17 protein-coding genes and 2 pseudogenes are annotated in these 19,543 nt (G+C 37.4%); 17 read left to right on the top strand and 2 right to left on the bottom strand.

Annotation, left to right across the window (positions count from 1 at the left end):
* Nucleotides 1-101: 101 nt before the first annotated feature.
* Complete coding sequence (locus RG565_RS03445) at nucleotides 102-656, bottom strand: TetR/AcrR family transcriptional regulator (RefSeq protein WP_247936978.1); 555 nt, start codon at nucleotides 654-656, stop codon at nucleotides 102-104.
* A gap of 133 nt (nucleotides 657-789) precedes the next feature.
* On the opposite strand from RG565_RS03445, the gene RG565_RS03440 reads away from it, so the two are divergent.
* The 4 genes from RG565_RS03440 to RG565_RS03425 all read left to right on the top strand — a co-directional run bounded on the left by RG565_RS03440 (nucleotide 790) and on the right by RG565_RS03425 (nucleotide 6,314).
* Complete coding sequence (locus RG565_RS03440; protein WP_247936979.1) at nucleotides 790-1,491, top strand: ABC transporter ATP-binding protein; 702 nt, start codon at nucleotides 790-792, stop codon at nucleotides 1,489-1,491.
* A gap of 14 nt (nucleotides 1,492-1,505) precedes the next feature.
* On the top strand, nucleotides 1,506-4,871 hold the full coding sequence (locus RG565_RS03435) for an FtsX-like permease family protein (protein ID WP_308937453.1): 3,366 nt from the start codon (nucleotides 1,506-1,508) through the stop codon (nucleotides 4,869-4,871).
* Between the two features lie 91 nt (nucleotides 4,872-4,962).
* On the top strand, nucleotides 4,963-5,799 hold the full coding sequence (locus tag RG565_RS03430; RefSeq protein WP_106100955.1) for a metallophosphoesterase: 837 nt from the start codon (nucleotides 4,963-4,965) through the stop codon (nucleotides 5,797-5,799).
* Nucleotides 5,800-5,864: 65 nt separating this feature from the next.
* Complete coding sequence (locus tag RG565_RS03425; protein WP_003028975.1) at nucleotides 5,865-6,314, top strand: Rrf2 family transcriptional regulator; 450 nt, start codon at nucleotides 5,865-5,867, stop codon at nucleotides 6,312-6,314.
* Between the two features lie 93 nt (nucleotides 6,315-6,407).
* On the opposite strand, the gene RG565_RS03420 is transcribed toward RG565_RS03425, so the two are convergent.
* Entirely contained in the window at nucleotides 6,408-7,184 is a 777-nt protein-coding gene (locus RG565_RS03420; RefSeq protein WP_022525034.1) for a glycyl-radical enzyme activating protein, read from the bottom strand.
* 132 nt (nucleotides 7,185-7,316) lie between these two features.
* On the opposite strand from RG565_RS03420, the gene RG565_RS03415 reads away from it, so the two are divergent.
* The 13 genes and pseudogenes from RG565_RS03415 (at nucleotide 7,317) to RG565_RS03355 (ending at nucleotide 19,542) form a co-directional block, all read left to right on the top strand.
* On the top strand, nucleotides 7,317-8,060 hold the full coding sequence (locus tag RG565_RS03415) for a DeoR/GlpR family DNA-binding transcription regulator (protein WP_003028982.1): 744 nt from the start codon (nucleotides 7,317-7,319) through the stop codon (nucleotides 8,058-8,060).
* Between the two features lie 18 nt (nucleotides 8,061-8,078).
* The gene (locus tag RG565_RS03410) at nucleotides 8,079-9,041 is read left to right on the top strand and encodes a sugar-binding transcriptional regulator (RefSeq protein ID WP_247936981.1); all 963 of its coding nucleotides are present in this window, start codon (nucleotides 8,079-8,081) and stop codon (nucleotides 9,039-9,041) included.
* A 245-nt stretch (nucleotides 9,042-9,286) separates the two neighbouring features.
* Complete coding sequence (locus RG565_RS03405) at nucleotides 9,287-9,610, top strand: PTS lactose/cellobiose transporter subunit IIA (RefSeq protein ID WP_003023891.1); 324 nt, start codon at nucleotides 9,287-9,289, stop codon at nucleotides 9,608-9,610.
* A gap of 20 nt (nucleotides 9,611-9,630) precedes the next feature.
* Nucleotides 9,631-9,942, top strand: coding sequence for a PTS sugar transporter subunit IIB (locus RG565_RS03400; RefSeq protein ID WP_247936982.1), 312 nt, complete (start codon nucleotides 9,631-9,633; stop codon nucleotides 9,940-9,942).
* Between the two features lie 11 nt (nucleotides 9,943-9,953).
* Nucleotides 9,954-11,255, top strand: a complete 1,302-nt coding sequence (locus RG565_RS03395) for a PTS sugar transporter subunit IIC (RefSeq protein ID WP_003032486.1) — start codon at nucleotides 9,954-9,956, stop codon at nucleotides 11,253-11,255.
* Nucleotides 11,256-11,422: 167 nt separating this feature from the next.
* Complete coding sequence (locus RG565_RS03390; RefSeq protein ID WP_247936983.1) at nucleotides 11,423-13,864, top strand: glycyl radical protein; 2,442 nt, start codon at nucleotides 11,423-11,425, stop codon at nucleotides 13,862-13,864.
* Between the two features lie 14 nt (nucleotides 13,865-13,878).
* Nucleotides 13,879-14,547: a fructose-6-phosphate aldolase gene (locus RG565_RS03385; protein ID WP_247936984.1), complete on the top strand. Its 669-nt coding sequence runs from the start codon at nucleotides 13,879-13,881 to the stop codon at nucleotides 14,545-14,547.
* Between the two features lie 30 nt (nucleotides 14,548-14,577).
* Nucleotides 14,578-15,666, top strand: a complete 1,089-nt coding sequence (locus RG565_RS03380) for a glycerol dehydrogenase (RefSeq protein WP_247936985.1) — start codon at nucleotides 14,578-14,580, stop codon at nucleotides 15,664-15,666.
* Between the two features lie 154 nt (nucleotides 15,667-15,820).
* Entirely contained in the window at nucleotides 15,821-16,387 is a 567-nt protein-coding gene (locus tag RG565_RS03375) for a GrpB family protein (protein ID WP_247936986.1), read from the top strand.
* 86 nt (nucleotides 16,388-16,473) lie between these two features.
* Nucleotides 16,474-17,187 (top strand): annotated as a pseudogene (locus RG565_RS03370) (N-6 DNA methylase); the annotation flags it as partial.
* A gap of 59 nt (nucleotides 17,188-17,246) precedes the next feature.
* Nucleotides 17,247-18,055: pseudogene (locus RG565_RS03365) on the top strand (KilA-N domain-containing protein).
* Between the two features lie 109 nt (nucleotides 18,056-18,164).
* Nucleotides 18,165-19,058 carry a hypothetical protein gene (locus tag RG565_RS03360; RefSeq protein ID WP_247936990.1) on the top strand — a complete coding sequence of 298 codons (894 nt, stop codon included), beginning with the start codon at nucleotides 18,165-18,167 and terminating at the stop codon, nucleotides 19,056-19,058.
* Between the two features lie 256 nt (nucleotides 19,059-19,314).
* Nucleotides 19,315-19,542 (top strand): DUF262 domain-containing protein, encoded by a 228-nt coding sequence (locus tag RG565_RS03355; RefSeq protein WP_268732201.1) that lies wholly within the window; start codon nucleotides 19,315-19,317, stop codon nucleotides 19,540-19,542.
* Nucleotide 19,543: the final 1 nt, after the last annotated feature.

Here is a 19,543-nt window from a genome sequence, read left to right as displayed (position 1 = left end):
CTTTACAATCTTTCAATTTCTGAGCTTAAGCTAGAAAAGATATAAATCAAAAACCCTATTTCTAAAAGGAATTTTCCCGATTAGAAATAGAGTTTTTTAGTTTACAATCGCCAAGCATCGTAATCAAAGGTTTGTAAAATCATATTCGTCATTTCTTCAGGCGTTTCTTTAGTGCCGCTTGAAATCCAGAGTGAGATAATGCCCTCTATGCTAGATAGAAAAACTTCAAGTGCATATTTTTCAGAAATGGGGAAATTTTCTTTTAAAAAGTGTTCGGTTTGAACTTTGTGCTGATTGTTCGTTAAAATACTAAGCATAAATTCACGGATTGTTTCACGGAAATTGAGGTAATGACTTTGAGAAACAGCATAAATCAGGTCATGGTTTTGTTGGAGATAGCTTAGATTGGTAATGATTAAGTCATGTGTGTTTGTAGTTTCTTCAAAATTTTTACGTAATTGGGAAATAATTTCTTCTTTTAGTGTTTCAATTAGGTCGAATTTATCAAGATAATGAAGGTAGAAAGTTCCACGGTTGATACCTGCTCGTTGACAGAGTTTACTAACGGAAATTGTTTCAAATTTTTCTTCTAACAAGAGCTGAATGAGGGCTTCTCTGATATGCTGCTTGGTTGCTGTTTGTCGATTTTGTACCATAATACTCCTTAAATGAACACTCTGTTGATGATTGATGATTGCCTTTATGTTGAGTCTATTTTATAATAAAGATAGGAACAAATCAACAGCTTGTTTATTTAATTGGACATGGAAACTGAAAGAGGAAAAGGCGATGGCTTATATTGAAATGAAGCATAGTTACAAACGGTATCAAATGGGAGACACAGAAATCATTGCTAACAATGACATTTCTTTTGACATCGAAAAAGGAGAATTAGTCATCATTCTTGGAGCTTCTGGCGCTGGAAAATCGACGATTCTGAATATTCTTGGCGGAATGGACAGCAATGATGAGGGAGATGTGTTGATTGACGGGCAAAATATAGCGCATTACAACGCTCACCAACTGACAGACTATCGGAGAAATGACGTTGGCTTCGTCTTTCAATTTTATAATTTAGTTCCCAATCTAACGGCGTTAGAAAATGTTGAATTGGCTTCAGAAATTGTTCAAGATGCACAGGACGCAGCAGAGGCATTAGCAGCAGTTGGTTTGGGAAATCGGCTGCATAATTTTCCTGCTCAATTGTCTGGTGGCGAGCAACAGCGGGTTTCTATTGCGCGTGCTGTGGCGAAAAATCCCAAAATTTTGCTTTGTGATGAACCAACAGGCGCACTGGACTATAAAACAGGTAAGCAAGTGCTGCAAATTCTTCAAGATATGTCGCGAAAGCAGGGAGCAACAGTCATTATCGTAACTCATAATGGTGCATTGACTCCAATCGCAGACCGCGTGATTCGCATGCACGATGCACGGATTCAGTCCGTCACTTTGAATGAACATCCTCAAGACATTGCAAGTCTAGAGTATTAGCAAGGAGTGGTGATATGAAAAAATCCATTCTAAATAAGGACATCGGGCTCTCTTTTCGTCAGTCCAAAGGACGCTTTCTGTCCATTATGTTCTTGATGATGTTAGGCTCTTTTGCACTAGTAGGACTGAAAGCAGCTAGTCCAGATATTGAAAATTCAGCCAATCGTTATCTTTCACAGATGAAAATGATGGATTTGGCAGTGATATCAGACTATGGCATTAGCAAAGCTGATCAAAAAGAACTGAATACAATTTCAAATGCACAGGTAGAATATGGTTATTTCACAGATACAGTGATTGGGGATAGTTCAACTTCTGTTCGAGTTTTTTCTAAGACAACTAATATTTCCAAGTTCAAGCTTGTTTCAGGTCATTTTCCAAGCAAGGAAAATCAAGTGGCTTTGGCTAGTTTTTATCAAGGAAAATACAAGATTGGTGATAGCATTACTTTGAACGAGGAAGGAACTACTAATTATGCTCTAAAGCAGCATACCTTTACGGTGGCAGGGTTCGTCAATTCAAGTGAATTGGCTTCGACGATTTCTCTTGGCAATTCTAACTCAGGGAGTGGTACCTTGTCTGCTTATGCAATGGTGACGCCAAAAACATTTCAAAGTTCAGTCTATACAGTTGCTCGTTTGAGGTATGATGATTTAAAAACACTCAATTCTTTTGGAGATTCCTATCGAAAAAAGGTCAAACAGCATGAGAATGAGCTGGAAAAGCTACTGGCTGATAATGGGAAAAATCGTTTATCAGAGATAAAAGCCCAAGCACAGACAAAAATTGCGGACGGCGAAGCAAACATTCGAACTTCTCAACAAGCATTGACAGATGCCATGCAGCAACTAACGACTGCGCAGAATCAAATTGATCAAAAAAGAGCAGATTTAGAGGCTGCCCAAGGTCAGATAACTGAAAAAGAAAGCTTGCTTGCGCAAGGAGCTACTCAAATTGCACAGGCTGAGCAGACTTTGGAAAATACGAAAGAAAAATTAGATACAGCCGCCGCTCAACTGTCTTCAGGTTGGGCACAATTGAACCAAACGAAAGCCCAATTAGATCAGGCAGCTAGTCAGTTGTCTGTTGCAAAAGAAAATGGAACAAATACTCAAGCTACATTAGCCATAGCGCAGGCGGAATTGGAAAAAGGTCAAACGCAACTTGCAGCAGCTAAAGCGGATTTGCAGAAAAAAATGACCGCGCTTCAAGCACAAGGAATTGATCCAGCAACAGTGCCTGAAATTGTGGCAGCACAAACTCAACTAGCACAAGAAGAAGCGAAATTAAATCTTGCTCGTGCAGAATTAGAGAAAAAGCAGGCTGAATTTCAAGCTGGATTGTCACAGTACCGAAGCCAAGAAACGGTTTATCAAACGATACTTGCCCAATACCAATCTGCTGTCGTGACATTGCGTGCAAAACAAGCTGAATATGACGCAGGCTTGGCTCAATATCAAAGTGGTCAGGCAACCTTAAGAGATAAGCAAGCTAAGTACCAAGCAGGCCAAGCCCAATTGGCGCAAGCAAAACAACAAATTGCAGATGGTCAGACGCAATTAAACCAAGCTCAGGCGACATTGAACGATAAAAAAACTGAATATGCGAAGCAAAAGAAAGATGCTGGAACAAAAATAAAAAATGGTCAAGCGGACATTCAAAAGGCAAAAGATGAAGTAGCTAGTTTGTCTGTGCCAACCTACCGCGTGTATACACGCCGTACATTTCCAGGAGCGGACGAGTACACAACAACTGGCAATCGTGCTTATGGCATCTCAGCCGTAGGGAATGCTTTTCCGATTGTACTGTATCTGGTAGCGGCCCTTGTAACAGTCACAACGATGACACGTTTTGTCAGCGAAGAACGCACAAATGCTGGCGTTTTAAAAGCCTTAGGTTATCGAAACCAAGATGTCGTTAAGAAATTTGTCATCTATGGCTTGGTTTCAAGCTTGCTAGGTACAGTAATAGGAAGTTTTTTAGGTACTTATTTCTTACCCTACATCTTAGGGAAAACGATTTTTAAAACCTCCACTTATCCAGCATTGCGATTAGACTTTTATTGGGTAATTAGTCTCATTGCTTTCGTGTGCTCGGTCTTGTGTGGTGTTGTACCAGCCCTTTATATTGCTCACAAAGAGTTGAAAGAAAAACCATCTCAATTATTGTTGCCTAAGGCACCTACCAAAGGCTCAAAAATCTTGCTAGAGCGGATTGACTTCATTTGGTGTCGACTCAGCTTTACGCAAAAAGTGACAGCTCGAAATATCTTTCGTTACAAGCAAAGAATGTTGATGACCATTTTTGGTGTGGCAGGCTCCGTCGCTCTCTTATTTGCCGGTCTGGGGATGTCTTCTTCCATGGAAGGTATAGGAAATCGGCAGTATGGAGAAATTATCAAATATGATGCTGTTATTTCGCAAAAACATCATCTCAAATCAGACGAGCAAGCAGCAATCAATCATTTATTAGCAGATAAAAAAATAGCTAAAAAGCACGGTATTTATCAAGAAACATTTACCAAAAAAATTAAAGGAGCAAAAGATGAACAATCTCTCGCGTTATTTGTGACAACAGGCAAGGATTTTTATCATTTCATAGAGTTATATGATAGTCAAAGCAAAGCGAGCTTGAACTTGTCTTCGCATGGAGCAGTCATTTCTCAGAAATTAGCAACCATTATGCATGTTTCTGTTGGAGATGCCTTTGAGCTGAAATCCGACGAAGGAAAACGCTATAAAATCAAAGTTTCTGGTATCGCTGAAATGTATGCAGGGCATTTTATCTTTATGAATCAGGACTATTATCAAACGGTATTTGCTCGCAAATTCCAAGAAAATGCTTATCTGATAAAATTGAAAGATTCCTCTAGTAAAAATATACAGGATACCGCAGCAGCCTTCATGAAATTAACAGGTGTGCGAGCAGTCGTACAAAATACAGGCATTTTGGAACAAATTGATGTCATTGTCAAATCTCTTGGCTTTGTAATGCAGATTTTAACTGTTGCCTCTATTTTACTAGCCATTGTGATTCTTTATAACTTGATGAATATCAATGTTGCAGAGCGGATTCGAGAATTATCAACGATTAAAGTATTGGGGTTTCATAATAAAGAAGTCACGCTTTATATTTATCGAGAGACCATTCTTTTGTCTGTTATTGGTATTATCGTAGGCTTGTTTTTGGGGAATATCTTACATCGCTCCCTTTTAGAGACGATTGCTCCAGATGCCTTTCTTCTCAATCCGACCGTATCGGTGTTTGTATATCTTGTGCCAGTCTTTTCTATCATCATGATTTTGATTGTCTTAGGCTTTATGGTCAATGCGATATTGAGACGCATTGACATGTTGAAAGCATTGAAATCAGTAGATTGATGAGGCAGTAAAACTTTCACTCAAACTTGGGAGTGGAAGTTTTTTCTTGGTTTGTTATAATATTTTTATAAAGGACAGACGAAACGATACAATGAAACGAAAAATTGCTTTATTATCAGATATTCACGGGAATACGACAGCTTTAGAAGCTGTGTTAGCAGATGCCAAAAAGGAACAGGTGACCGATTACTGGTTTTTGGGAGATTTGTTGGCGCCGGGAACGGGGCGAAGGAAGATTCTTGACTTAATGGCTGCTTTGCCAATCAGTCTCCAAGTGCGGGGAAATTGGGAGGATAGCATTTGGAATGCTCTTCATGGGAAATTAGATATCAGTCGCCCTAGTCATTTATATATGGTTTGTTTATGCCAGTATCTTTTAGAAGAAGTCACACCTGAGGAACTGAACCGATTGCATGAGCTGCCTTTGCAGCTTTTGACAAAAGTTGGCGATTTAGAAATTGCTGTGACTCATCATTTGCCAGATAAAAATTGGGGACGAGAGCTGATTCATATTGGTCAACAAGAGAATTTTGATCGCCTGTTTGAAGGTAACAATTGTGCCATTGCCATTTATGGTCATATTCATCAGCAATTTCTTCGTTATGCGACGGGGGGACAGATGATTATCAATCCAGGCTCTATCGGTCAGCCGTTTTTTCTAGATGCTTGTTTGCGAAAGGATCTGCGAGCTCAGTATGCTATTTTAAAAATTGATGAACAGGGCTTAGCAGATGTCGATTTTCGACGAGTCGCTTATGACGTAAACAAAGAATTGGAACTGGCGAGAACAATGAAGTTGCCTTATTATGAAGTGTATTACGAAAGTCTGGTCAATGGAATTCATCATACGCATAACCATGATTTACTTCGGGCAATTAGTGAGCGAGAAGATTATGTTGCACATCTCAAGGAGTTTTTTGAGAAGTAACACTTGAAGTTACAACGTAAATGAAGTATACTAGTAATAGAATCAGCAAATGAAAGGAGTTTTACATGCAAATTTCGAGTCGTTTTACCATTGCTACGCACATGTTGACTGTTATAGCACTAGAATGTCAAGAACATAAGGTAACTAGTGATTTTTTAGCTGATAGCGTTGGAGTAAATCCTGTCATTATTCGCAAGACATTATCACAGTTGAAAAGCGCAGGCTTGATTTCCGTTGCGCGTGGAACGGGCGGAGCTGTCATTATGAAAGATTTAAAAGACATTACCCTCTTGGATGTCTATCAAGCAGTAGAATGCCTAGGCAAATCTGGACAACTCTTTAGCTTTCATGAGCATCCTAATCCATCTTGTCCCATTGGCAGAAATATTCATTTAGTTTTAGATGATAAATTAGCAGAAATTCAAGCAGCAATGGAAAAAGAATTGAGTAAAACCAGTCTTGCAGATGTCGTTGCATCCGCCCAAGAAGAGATACAAAAACAATCCGTTTCGTGAGAAATGGATTGTTCAGACTGAAGACAAACTTGCTTTTGTGGTTTGTCTTTTTTGATGTTCCTAATCTTTGCAGTTTTGGGAGAAAAAGAGGAGCTAAAAATAACAGTTGATTTCATAATCAAGAAAAACTTGCTGATAATCATAGAGGTCTTCCGGATGTAGAGCTTGCACATTTTCCATTTCATAAGAACGTTTTAGTAATTTATACTTATTTTCACCGAATTGATGAAAAGGTAAGAGTTGTACTTGGTCAATAGATAATTTTTTAAATAAAATAGCAAATCGTTCGGCATCTTCTAGAGAGTCATTAAAGCTAGGGATAACAGGAATACGCAGGACAATGGTTTTTTGTTGCGAAAAAGCATAATGAATATTTTTGATAATTAGTTCATTTTTGACCCCTGTGACTTTGCGGTGATTGATGGTGTTGTAATGTTTTAAGTCAGTATAGATAAAATCTACATACTGGAGCAAATCAACGAATTTGTTATGATCTACAAAGGCTGTCGTTTCAATCGCTGTATGGATACCTTTTTCTTTGGCAGCTTTAAGGATTGCTTTGGCAAATTCAAACTGAGCAAAAATTTCTCCGCCAGACAAGGTCAGGCCTCCACCTGATTCTTCATAAAATTCTCTATCTTTGAGAACTTCTTTGATAATCTCTTCAACGCTTTTTTCCTCTCCCATGGTGATAGTCTTTTTGCTAGAAGCGTCTAACATGGGCTCAGGTTTAAATTTCTGAGATTCTGGATTGGCACACCAAGGACAGCGTAAGGGACAGCCTTTTAGAAAAACAGTTGTCCGAATTCCTGGTCCGTCGTGAATACTAAAATGTTGAATATTAAAGATGATTCCTTTTTCTGCACTCATGATGTACACTCTTTTCTTGCTTATTTTCTTTTATTATATCAAACAAACGAAAGAAAAACAATTACGAATGAAACTATTTTTTATTTTATTTATTCCTTAAATTCTGTTAAAATAAAGAATGAGGTGAATAAAATGGAACGTTTAGATGAAATCGTTAAGCTCGTTTCGGAGTTTGAAAAAATTGATGTTAATACTTTATCTGATAAATTAAAAGTCTCTAAAGTTACGATTCGGAAAGACTTGGATAAGCTGGAAATGAAAGGCTTGCTTCATCGGGAGCACGGTTATGCGGTCTTAAATAGTGGTGATGACTTGAATGTCCGGCTTTCTTTTCATTATGATACCAAGCGAAAGATAGCACAAGAAGCGGCAAAAATTGTTGCAGACAATGAAACGATTATCATTGAATCTGGTTCAACTTGTGCTCTGTTAGCTGAAGAAATCTGTCGTACTAAGAAGAACGTGAAAATTATTACAAATTCTTATTTTATCGCAGACTATGTGAGAAAAGTAGATTCTTGCAAGATTATCTTGCTAGGCGGTGAATTTCAGAACGATTCGCAAGTTACGGTCGGTCCTTTACTTAAGGAAATGATTCAATTTTTCCATGTAGAACATGCTTTTGTAGGGACTGATGGCTATGATGAAGAGCTTGGTTTTACAGGTAAGGATTTAATGCGTAGCGAAGTGGTGCAATATATGTCGGAAGCATCTGACAAAATGATTGTGTTAACAGATTCGAGTAAATTTGACAAAAGGGGGACTGTCAAGCGTTTTGGTTTGAAACAGGTTTCGCAGGTGGTAACAGATCAAGCTATTCCGACAGCCGCGGTTCAACGCCTAAAAGCAGCCAATATAAAATTGACTCTAGTCTGATAAGTAGAGGGAGATAAGATGAAAAGTGAAAGAAAAAGGCTATTAGCTAAGATTGCTTATCTTTATTATGTAGAGGAGAAAAGTCAGGCAGAAATTGCAGCAGAGACAGGGATTTATCGGACAACTGTGAGTCGTATGCTGGCTGAAGCTAAAAAGGAAGGCATTGTCAAAATCGAGATTGAAGCCTTTGATACTCGTTTGTTTCATTTAGAAAATGTAGTGAAAGAGAAGTATGGGTTAAAAGGACTTGAAATCGTAGCAAATCAAGTGGATGATTCACCTTCTGATTTGGAGCAGCGGTTAGCTCAATCAGCGGCAGGAATGCTTCGGGGGATGATTGATGACAATGCTAAAGTTGGATTTTCATGGGGAAAGAGTCTTAGTCTCTTGGTAGAACACTCGGGCAGTCGGCACTTGAATAATGTGCATTTTTTTCCATTGGCTGGCGGACCTAGCCATATTCATGCTCGTTATCATGTTAATACCCTCATTTACAGTATGGCTAATAAATACCATGGGGATTGTCGCTTTATGAATGCGACGATTATACAGGAAGACGAGATCTTAGCAAAAGGAATTTTGTCTTCTAAATATTTTGAGGACTTAAAAAGAAGTTGGCAAGAACTAGATGTGGTTGTTGTTGGTATTGGTGGACAAGTGGATGAAAAGAATCGGCAGTGGTTGGATATGCTGACGGCTGAAGATTTTCGTACAGTGGAAAATGAAGGAGCTGTCGGAGAAATTTGTTGCCGCTTTTTTGATGAAAATGGTGAGTTGGTTGATGAACAGTTGCAAAATCGAACAGTTGCTATTTCTTTAGATTATTTAAAAACAGTTCCTCACAGTCTGGCTTTTGCCTATGGTCGTCAAAAAGCTGCCGCTATTTTGGCGGTTTTACGTGCTGGGTATGTCAACCATTTAGTTACAGATGAAGCAACTATTTTAAAAGTGTTGGAATTGGATAATAGTGTAGTTAATTAGTAGTTTATAAAAGTTCTCCTTTTCCTCGTTACTTCATCTTCAAAAGGTCAAGAATAATGATTCTGACCTTTTTTATTTCACTTGACAAGCACAAATGTGCGATAAATATAAAAAAAGAGAATTTGTTCAGTGATATATTGACGGAATAAGAGAAAGATGATAAATTTGAGTTACAAACAAAAATAAAACGCTTTCAAATAAAAGAAAGATATATTTTGTAAATAAAAATAGGAGTAACGTTAAATATGGAAGTGATTGTAGCTGATCAAATCATTATGGGGTTAATCTTGCATGCTGGGGATGCTAAACAGCATATTTACCAAGCTTTATCATTAGCAAAAAATGGTGAGTTTGAAAAGTGTAATGAGTATCTAGAATTGGCAGATCAGGCATTATTAGAAGCTCATAATCTTCAAACGGAGTTTTTGGCACAGGAAGCGGGGGGAACAAAGACAGAAATTACAGCTTTGTTTGTCCACTCTCAGGATCATTTGATGACCAGTATTACAGAAATTAATCTTATCAAGGAAATCATTGACTTGAGAAAAGAATTACAAGTGAAAAAATAAATCATCAGGAGGATGAAGATATGATTAAAATTGGGTTGTTTTGTGCAGCAGGTTTTTCAACAGGAATGTTGGTCAATAATATGAAAATAGCTGCGAAAGAAGCTGGTTTAGAGGTTGAGATTGATGCTTATTCTCAGGCCAAGTTAGCAGATTATGCACCAAACTTGGATATTGCTTTGTTAGGACCACAAGTAGCTTATACTTTGGATAAGTCAGCTGCCATTTGCGAAGAGAACCATATTCCAATTGCGGTCATTCCAATGGCGGACTATGGCATGCTAGATGGTAAAAAAGTATTGAATCTCGCTTTGGGGCTTTTGGAACAAAAATAAGGAGCTTAGTTATGGCTAAAATAGATACTCAAAAAATTATTGCGCCGATTATGAAATTTGTCAATATGCGCGGTATTATTGCCTTAAAGGATGGTATGTTGGCAATTCTGCCCTTGACAGTTGTTGGAAGTATCTTTCTGATTGTAGGACAGTTACCATTTGAAGGCCTCAATCAGGCGATTGCAGGCATTTTCGGGAAAAATTGGACCGAGCCATTTATGCAGGTTTACTCAGGAACTTTTGCGATTATGGGTTTGATTTCCTGTTTTTCTATAGGATATTCTTATGCTAAAAATAGTGGTGTAGAGCCTCTGCCGGCAGGTGTGTTATCTGTGTCTTCTTTCTTCATTCTTTTAAAATCTTCTTATATTCCAGAAAAAGGTGAAGAAATTACAGACGCGATTGCCAAGATTTGGTTTGGCGGTCAGGGGATTATTGGAGCCATTATTATTGGTTTGGTTGTCGGTAGTATCTATACCATGTTTATTCAAAAACATATTGTTATTAAGATGCCAGAGCAAGTTCCTCAAGCGATCGCCAAGCAATTTGAGGCTATGATTCCAGCTTTTGTGATATTCTTCCTTTCCATGGTAGTCTATATTCTTGCTAAAATGCTGACAAAGGGTGGTACTTTTATCGAAATGATTTATGGTGTGATTCAAGTACCGCTGCAAGGATTGACTGGTTCCCTTTACGGTGCAATCGGTATTGCCTTTTTCATCTCTTTCCTATGGTGGTTTGGTGTACACGGACAATCTGTTGTCAATGGTGTAGTGACCGCTCTCTTACTTTCAAATCTGGATGCTAATAAAGCCTTGCTTGCTGCTGGAAAGTTATCTGTTGGAAAAGGTGCTCACATTGTCACTCAGCAATTCTTGGATAGTTTCCTTATTTTGTCTGGTTCTGGTATTACTTTTGGTTTGGTGGTAGCCATGCTCTTTGCAGCTAAGTCTAAACAATACAAAGCACTAGGAAAGGTTGCTGCTTTTCCAGCAATCTTTAATGTCAATGAACCAGTTGTGTTTGGGTTTCCAATTGTTATGAATCCCGTCATGTTCTTGCCTTTTATTCTTGTACCTGTTTTAGCGGCTGTAATTGTTTATGGTTCTATAGCAATTGGCTTTATGCAGCCATTTTCAGGGGTGACCTTGCCATGGAGTACACCAGCTATTATTTCTGGTTTCTTAGTGGCAGGATGGCAAGGTGCTCTCATCCAAGTTGTCATTTTAGCTATGTCAACTCTCATCTATTTCCCATTCTTTAAATTCCAAGACAATCTTGCTTACAGTAATGAACTGAAAGCGGAAGGATAAACTACATTGTATCACTGTAAAGAAATTATTTTAACGTTGATTGAGCACAAATGTGCAAAAAATCTTTAATTCGATAATTGATTATAGATGATTGAATTTTTGCATCTTGCATGCTACAATAGTTACGAAAGAAATAAAAATAATTTCATAAGAAAGGTTGTGCTGTGATGCCTAATGTAAAAGAAATAGAAAAAACGACGATACAAACAAGTTATTTTGGTAGTTTAACGGACCGAATGAACAAGTATCGGGAAGATGTGCTGGACAAGAAACCTTATATTGATGCTGAACGTGCTGTTCTTGCAACAAGAGCTTATCAAGAGCATAAAGAAAAGCCAAATGTTCTGAAGCGTGCTTATATGCTTAAGGAAATTTTGGAAAATATGACGCTTTATATTGAAGATGAGACCATGATTGTTGGAAATCAGGCTTCATCTAATAAAGATGCACCTATTTTCCCAGAGTATACTTTAGAATTTGTACTCAATGAATTAGATCTTTTTGAAAAGCGCGACGGTGATGTTTTCTATATTACAGAGGAAACCAAAGAACAAATCCGGAACATCGCTCCCTTCTGGGAAAACAATAACCTCCGTGCTAGAGCTGGGGCTTTACTTCCAGAAGAAGTTCAGGTTTATATGGAAACTGGCTTCTTTGGCATGGAAGGAAAGATGAACTCTGGTGATGCTCACTTGGCAGTCAACTATCAAAAATTGCTTCAATATGGTTTGAAAGGTTTTGAGGAAAAAGCTCGGGCAGCTAAGGAGACCTTGGATTTAACAGATCCGGCTAGTATTGATAAATATCATTTCTATGATTCAATTTTCATTGTAGTGGATGCTGTGAAAGCTTATGCGAATCGTTTTGTCAAATTAGCTCAAGATACGGCAGAGTCTGCAAGCCCAGAGCGCCGTCAGGAATTATTGGAAATTGCTCGAATTTGCTCCAAGGTGCCTTACGAACCAGCGGAAACGTTTGCTGAAGCTATTCAGTCTGTCTGGTTTATCCAGTGTATTTTACAGATTGAGTCTAATGGTCACTCCCTCTCTTATGGGCGCTTTGACCAATACATGTATCCTTATGTTAAGTCGGACTTGGAAGCTGGTCGCGAGACGGAAGAAAGCATTGTCGAACGCTTAACCAATCTTTGGATTAAGACGATTACGATCAATAAAGTACGCAGTCAGGCTCATACTTTCTCATCTGCTGGTAGTCCTTTGTATCAAAATGTGACAATTGGTGGACAAACACGTAATAAGAAAGATGCTGTAAATCCCCTTTCATATCTGGTTTTGAGATCTGTTGCACAGACGCATTTGCCACAGCCGAACTTAACAGTTCGCTACCATGCTGGTCTAGATGCTCGTTTTATGAACGAATGCATAGAAGTTATGAAACTAGGTTTTGGAATGCCTGCTTTCAATAATGACGAGATTATCATCCCATCCTTTATCGCAAAAGGCGTTTTGGAAGAAGATGCATACGACTATAGTGCCATCGGTTGTGTGGAAACTGCCGTGCCTGGTAAATGGGGCTACCGTTGTACGGGTATGAGCTACATGAACTTCCCTAAAGTGCTTCTCATCACTATGAACGATGGAATTGATCCCGCATCTGGCAAGCGTTTTGCACCAAGCTTCGGTCATTTTAAAGACATGAAGAGTTTTGCTGAGCTGCAAACGGCTTGGGACAAGACTTTGCGCCACTTGACTCGTATGAGTGTTATCGTGGAAAATTCTATCGACCTGTCTCTTGAAAGAGAAGTGCCGGATATCCTCTGCTCAGCTTTGACAGATGATTGTATCGGACGCGGTAAGCATTTGAAAGAGGGGGGAGCTGTCTATGACTATATTTCTGGTCTCCAAGTCGGTATTGCCAATCTATCAGACTCACTAGCAGCAATCAAGAAGCTAGTCTTTGAAGAAGGAAAACTGACTCCAGCTGAACTCTGGCATGCGCTTGAAACGGACTATGCAGGTGAGCGTGGCAAGGAGATTCAAGAGATGTTGATTTCTGATGCACCGAAATATGGTAATGATGATGATTACGCTGATAAGCTGGTGACTGATGCTTATGATATTTATGTGGATGAAATTGCTAAATATCCAAATACCCGTTATGGACGCGGTCCAATTGGCGGTATCCGCTATTCAGGAACATCTTCTATTTCAGCCAATGTTGGTCAAGGTCGCGGTACTTTGGCGACACCAGATGGCCGCAATGCAGGAACACCGCTCGCTGAAGGCTGTTCTCCATCTCACAATATGGACAAGAATGGTCCGACTTCTGTATTGAAATCTGTTTCTAAATTGCCGACAGATGAAATCGTTGGGGGGGTTCTGCTCAATCAAAAAGTGAATCCTCAGACCTTGTCTAAGGAAGAAGATAAAATTAAATTGATTGCTTTACTTCGTACGTTCTTTAACCGTTTGCACGGTTATCATATTCAATACAATGTTGTTTCTAGAGAAACCTTGATTGATGCGCAAAAACATCCTGAAAAACACCGTGATTTGATTGTGCGTGTTGCAGGATATTCGGCATTCTTCAATGTACTCTCCAAAGCAACACAAGATGATATTATCGGACGTACAGAACACACATTATAAAAGAGGTCCAGTTTATGGAATTCATGCTTGATACATTAAATGTAGAAGAAATAAAAAAATGGTCGCAAGTTCTCCCCTTGGCAGGAGTGACTTCTAACCCGACCATCGCTAAAAAAGAGGGGAAGATTAATTTCTTTAAACGCATCCAAGAAGTTAGAGAAATTATTGGGGAAGCTCCTTCCATTCATATTCAGGTTGTTGCCAAAGATTATCAGGGAATTTTAAAAGATGCCGCTGAAATTCGCAAGCATTGTAGTGGAAATGTGTTTGTCAAAGTACCTGTAACCCCTGAAGGTTTAGCCGCTATAAAGGTTTTAAAAGCAGAAGGTTACAAGATTACGGCAACTGCTATTTATACCATTTTCCAAGGCTTGTTAGCCATTCAAGCTGGTGCGGATTATTTAGCACCTTACTATAATCGAATGGAAAACTTGAACATTGATGCAGATGCAGTCATTGAGAAGTTAGCAACGGCGATTGCATTAGAAGGTTCGTATAGTAAAATCTTAGCAGCTTCCTTTAAGAATGTAGGTCAAGTCAATCAAGCATTTGCAAATGGTGCTCAAGCTATCACAGCAGGCGCAGATGTGTTTGAATCAGCTTTTGCTATGCCGTCTATTTCAAAGGCAGTAAATGATTTTGCAGCAGATTGGTCATTCATTCATGGTCAAAAGTACATCTAATCTCCATTTTTGCGTAGGAAGAGGTATTTTATGAGAACTTTTGCAAGCCCTTCTCGCTATATTCAAGGTGAAGATGCCTTATTTGAAAATGCAAAACAGATTTTGAACTTAGGAAACCATCCAGTTTTGCTTTGTGACAACACTGTTTATCAAATTGTAGGAAAGAAGTTCCAATCCTGTCTTACTCGCTATGGACTTCATGTATTGCATGTCAGTTTTAATGGTGAAGCTTCGGATAATGAAATCAATCGGGTAGCTACTTTAGCTGAAAAAGATGGAGCAGATTTAGTGATTGGTCTTGGTGGTGGAAAAACAATTGACAGTGCTAAGGCAATTGCTGATTTATTAGAAGTGTCTGTTGTCATTGCACCGACTATTGCTTCAACAGGTGCACCGACTTCAGCCCTTTCTGTAATTTATACTGAGGAAGGTGCATTTGAAAAATATATCTTCTACAGTAAGAATCCAGAGCTCGTCTTAGTAGATTCAAAGGTCATTGCTCAAGCTCCAAAGCGCTTGTTAGCTTCTGGAATTGCAGATGGTTTAGCGACTTGGGTTGAAGCGCGTGCGGTTATGCAGGCAAATGGAGAGACCATGCTAGGACAAAGACAGACTTTAGCAGGCGCAGCTATTGCCCGAAAATGTGAAGAAACTCTTTTTGCAGATGGTTTACAAGCACTGGCTGCTTGTGAGGCGCAGGTGATAACACCAGCCCTTGAGCATATCATTGAGGCTAATACGCTTCTCAGCGGTGTTGGTTTTGAAAGTGGTGGATTGGCTGCGGCTCATGCCATTCACAATGGATTTACAGCTCTGACTGGTGATATTCATCATCTGACTCATGGAGAAAAAGTAGCTTATGGAACGCTAACACAGCTCTTTCTTGAAAAACGTCCAAAAGAGGAGTTGGAAAAATATATTCGTTTCTATCAGAAAATTGGTATGCCTACGACTTTGGCAGAAATGCATTTAGAAAATGCCAGCTATGATGATTTGCTCAAGGTTGGTAAGCAAGCTACTATTGAAGGTGAAACCATTCATCAGATGCCGTTTAAGATTTCAGCATCTGATATTGCAGGTGCTATCCTAGCAGTCGATCGTTATGTAAACTCCTTATAAAAATAAAAAGAAACAAGTCCGATTAGATTGGACTTGTTTTTTCGTGTAGTGATAGCTAAAAGTTTTAATCAGAAATAATAAACGCCTGATGCACATTGAAAATGTTATAATGATAATAAATGTGAGAAATAAATGCAAACTAGTGGAGGACAGATTGAGTAAAAAATTAGAAGATATGAGTTTAGAAGAATTATGGCAGTTGTTTCCCATATTTCTTGTAAAACATAATAAAGAATGGGCGGATTGGTATGATGAGGAAGCAACTGCTATTTTGTCCCTGATACCAGCTAAATATATAGTAAGAATATCTCATATTGGTAGTACCGCTGTTCAAAATATATGGGCAAAGAATATAGTAGATATATTACTTGAGGTTCGATTAGCAGAAGAACTAGAAATAGTGAAAAATATTCTTGTTGAAAATAAGTGGTTATGCATGAGTCAAAGTACACAGCGAATCTTATTAAATAAAGGATACACAGAGCAAGGTTTTGCAGAAAAAGTCTTTCATCTTCACATTAGAGTTGTCGGAGATAATGATGAACTATATTTCAGAGATTACTTACGTGAGAATCATAATGTAGCGAAAGAATATGAACATTTAAAGCTGAACTTATGGAAGAAATTTGAACATGATAGAGACGGATATACTGATGCAAAGCGTAAGTTTGTTAAACGATACACTAAGGTTGCAAAAGAAAAATTTATAGGAAGATATTAAAATAGACACGAGCGCTGTGATGGTGCTTTTTTCCTTACTTGAAATGTGGTAAAATGAATGTAACTAAAATATGAAAAGAGTATAAAATGGCGAAAAAATCAAACGCAAATATTGGATTTGAAAAGGAACTATGGGATGCTGCAGATTCACTTCGGGGGCACATTTCAGCGTCAGAGTACAGAAAAGTTATTGTCGGTCTAATCTTTTTAAAATATGTATCAGATGCTTTTGAAGAAAAATACCAACAATTACTTGCAGATGGTGACGGATTTGAGAATGATCCTGATGCATATTCAGAGGAGAATATTTTCTTCGTCCCTGAAATAGCTAGATGGCAATTTATTGCGAGTCATGCCCATTCTTCGGAAATTGGCACAGTCTTGGATGAAGCCATGCGTGAAATCGAAGAGGATAATCCGAGTCTAGAGAATGTCCTTCCTCAAATCTATGCCAGTCCAGACTTAGATAAGCGAGTTTTAGGGGAAGTTGTAGACATTTTTACTAATATTCAAATGTATGAAGGTGAGAATGAAAAAGATTTACTTGGGCGTGCTTATGAATATTGTATTGAACAGTTTGCGGCATATGAAGGAAAAACGAGGAGGTGAATTTTATACTCCGACCAGCATCGTAAAAACGATTGTAGAAATATTAAAGCCTTATAGAGGCCGTGTTTATGATCCTGCTTGTGGGTTTCGTGTCATAATAATGACACGGGCAAATAGTCAAGTAAATACAAGGGGTTTAGAGCTTTTACCAAAGTTTAAAATCAAAAAAATGAATAGTGGTGTGCTGTTTAGAACAGTTAGTACGGAAATAAATGTTGTAAACAGTACATCAGCATAAAGGAGGAATTCACATGTCTAAGGTGAAAAAAGACATGATTAAAGCAAAAGGTTTTGCTGTTCAAATTTATACTGAAGACGTTAGAAATGACTATATAAGTTTAACGGATATTCCAAGATATAAAAGTGATGAACCATTTATTGTTATTAATAACTGGTTGAGAGGCAAAGACAATATTCAATTTTTAGGTTTATGAGAATCAATGCATAATCCAGATTTTAAACCTATCGAATTCGATAGGTTTAGAAATGAAGCAGGTAGTAACGCATTTACATTGTCACCACAAAAATGGATTGAAAAGACAAATGCAATAGGTATGTTTCTAAGTAAGGACTATATGGAGGCACATTTGCTCATACTGATATAGCAATGGAATTTGCTTCATGGATTTCGCCAGAATTTAAGCTTTACATTATTCAAGACTATAAAAGACTTAAATCAGATGAAGATTCAAGTTTGTCACTGGGATTGAATCTTAATCGAGAAATTTCCAATATTAACTAAAAAATCCATACAGATGCAATTAAAGAATATCTCTTCAGAGATCTAACAAACTAGCAATTATCCTATAGATACGCAAGTGAAGCAGATATGCTCAATGTTGCCTTATTTAACAAAAGAGCAAAACAGCGGCAGGAAGAAAATCTAGATTTAAAGGGTAATATGAGAGACTATGCAAGTTTAAATGAATTATTGGTACTTGCCAATATGGAAAGCAACAATGCAGTTCTTAGTGGTAAATGAATGGACCCAAAAGAAAGAATGATAGAACATAGAAAGCTTGCAAGAACTCAACTGATGTCACTTGAAAAACTTAATTAAAGTGGTATAAAAAGATTAGAAGAAAAGAAATAATTGTTTTCAAAGAATAAAAAGCTAAACAAATTTGAATTTGCAAGTGAAAAAGAGAAGCAATAAAGGAATTAAAATAATGAACGATATAAATTTAGGCAGACTCATTGTTCCGATATATATAAATGAAAAAATTGTTTTAGATATGCTTGCTATTATGGAAGATGGTTTTTCAATGGTGAGTCAGATCAATTATACAGAACATAAAGAAAATCATTCTGCTCAAAAGGTCGATGCAGGAGTTTCAACATCTGCTACTATTTTAAGTAAACTATTAAGAATTAATATTTCTGGTGGATTAAGCCATGATGGAAACAAGGGTGAAAATGAAAGTGTTGTTAAAGAAAAGGTACACACAAATGTTTCTCTTTTGTCCAAGTTCCGTGGATTTTTGTTAGAACATAAGATGTTGAATTCAGATTTTAATTTTTCTAAAATGAAAGTAGGTGATTTTATTGAAGTTGAAGGAGAATTACAAAAAAATCCGCTAATAAATTATATGGATATTTTTATTGACCTTTTTCGTATGGTTGAAATTTTTGCTGAAAAACCACAGCTAGGTAATAAAAAACAGGCAAATAATCAAAAGCAAAAAGAAAATGAAACTATAAAACAAATTGAGTCATTTGCTAATGAGTTAAAACATAGTGGTACAATTGATTTTATTTTGTCTGATTCCAAAGGAATGACAGTGCTATCGGTACAAGAACAATATCTTACAAATGACAATATATCGGAAATTATTGGTGGTCGTTTTAAAGTTCTTGGTAAAGTAATATCCATATGTGAAAAAGATACGGAAAACATTGATCTTCTTAGAAAAACTTCATTATCTATCCTATCAGAAGAATTATTAAATAAGATGTTTTCAGCATTTAAAACAACTGATATGCAACAATTCAATTTGCCTGAGTTGAAAACAAAAATAACTGGTCCTGCTGTTATTGTAATTCCTATTGCAATTTATATTTAAATAAAGAAGAATACTAACAGTAAAACGAGTATTTCTAAGAGGTAAATTTTTCAAATATGTGGATTTCTAAATCCCAGTTTATAGGATTAACAATCTACTTGAATAGACGGAAAATTTATTAGCTGTAAGTATTGATATGACCATATGATTAACAGGTGGATCTCGCGTCATAATTACGACAACGGCAGATAGTAACGATGAACACTGGGTTTAAGGACTAAATTTATAGAAAAATTATTAATAGGAGGAAGGTAAAATGAAATTTACACCAGAAAACAAAACAATTAAAACAATGTTTCGTTCATATCCTATGATGAGTATTCCGAATTTTCAACGAGAATATAGCTGGGATAAGTATTACTATAACACCTTTTTTATAGATATACTTGAAGGAATAAAACAGGAAGATAAAAAGCTAATTAACACAGATTACTTTATAGGCACTATGGTTTTCTCAGGATCTGAAAAAAAGATGAAAGTATAGA

Origin of the sequence: Streptococcus sp. IsoGale021, assembly GCF_031142795.1 — a bacterium.
GTDB classification, from domain to species: domain Bacteria; phylum Bacillota; class Bacilli; order Lactobacillales; family Streptococcaceae; genus Streptococcus; species Streptococcus hominis.
The sequence above is the reverse complement of the archived record's forward strand: the minus strand, read 5'-3'. Positions and strand labels throughout refer to the sequence as shown.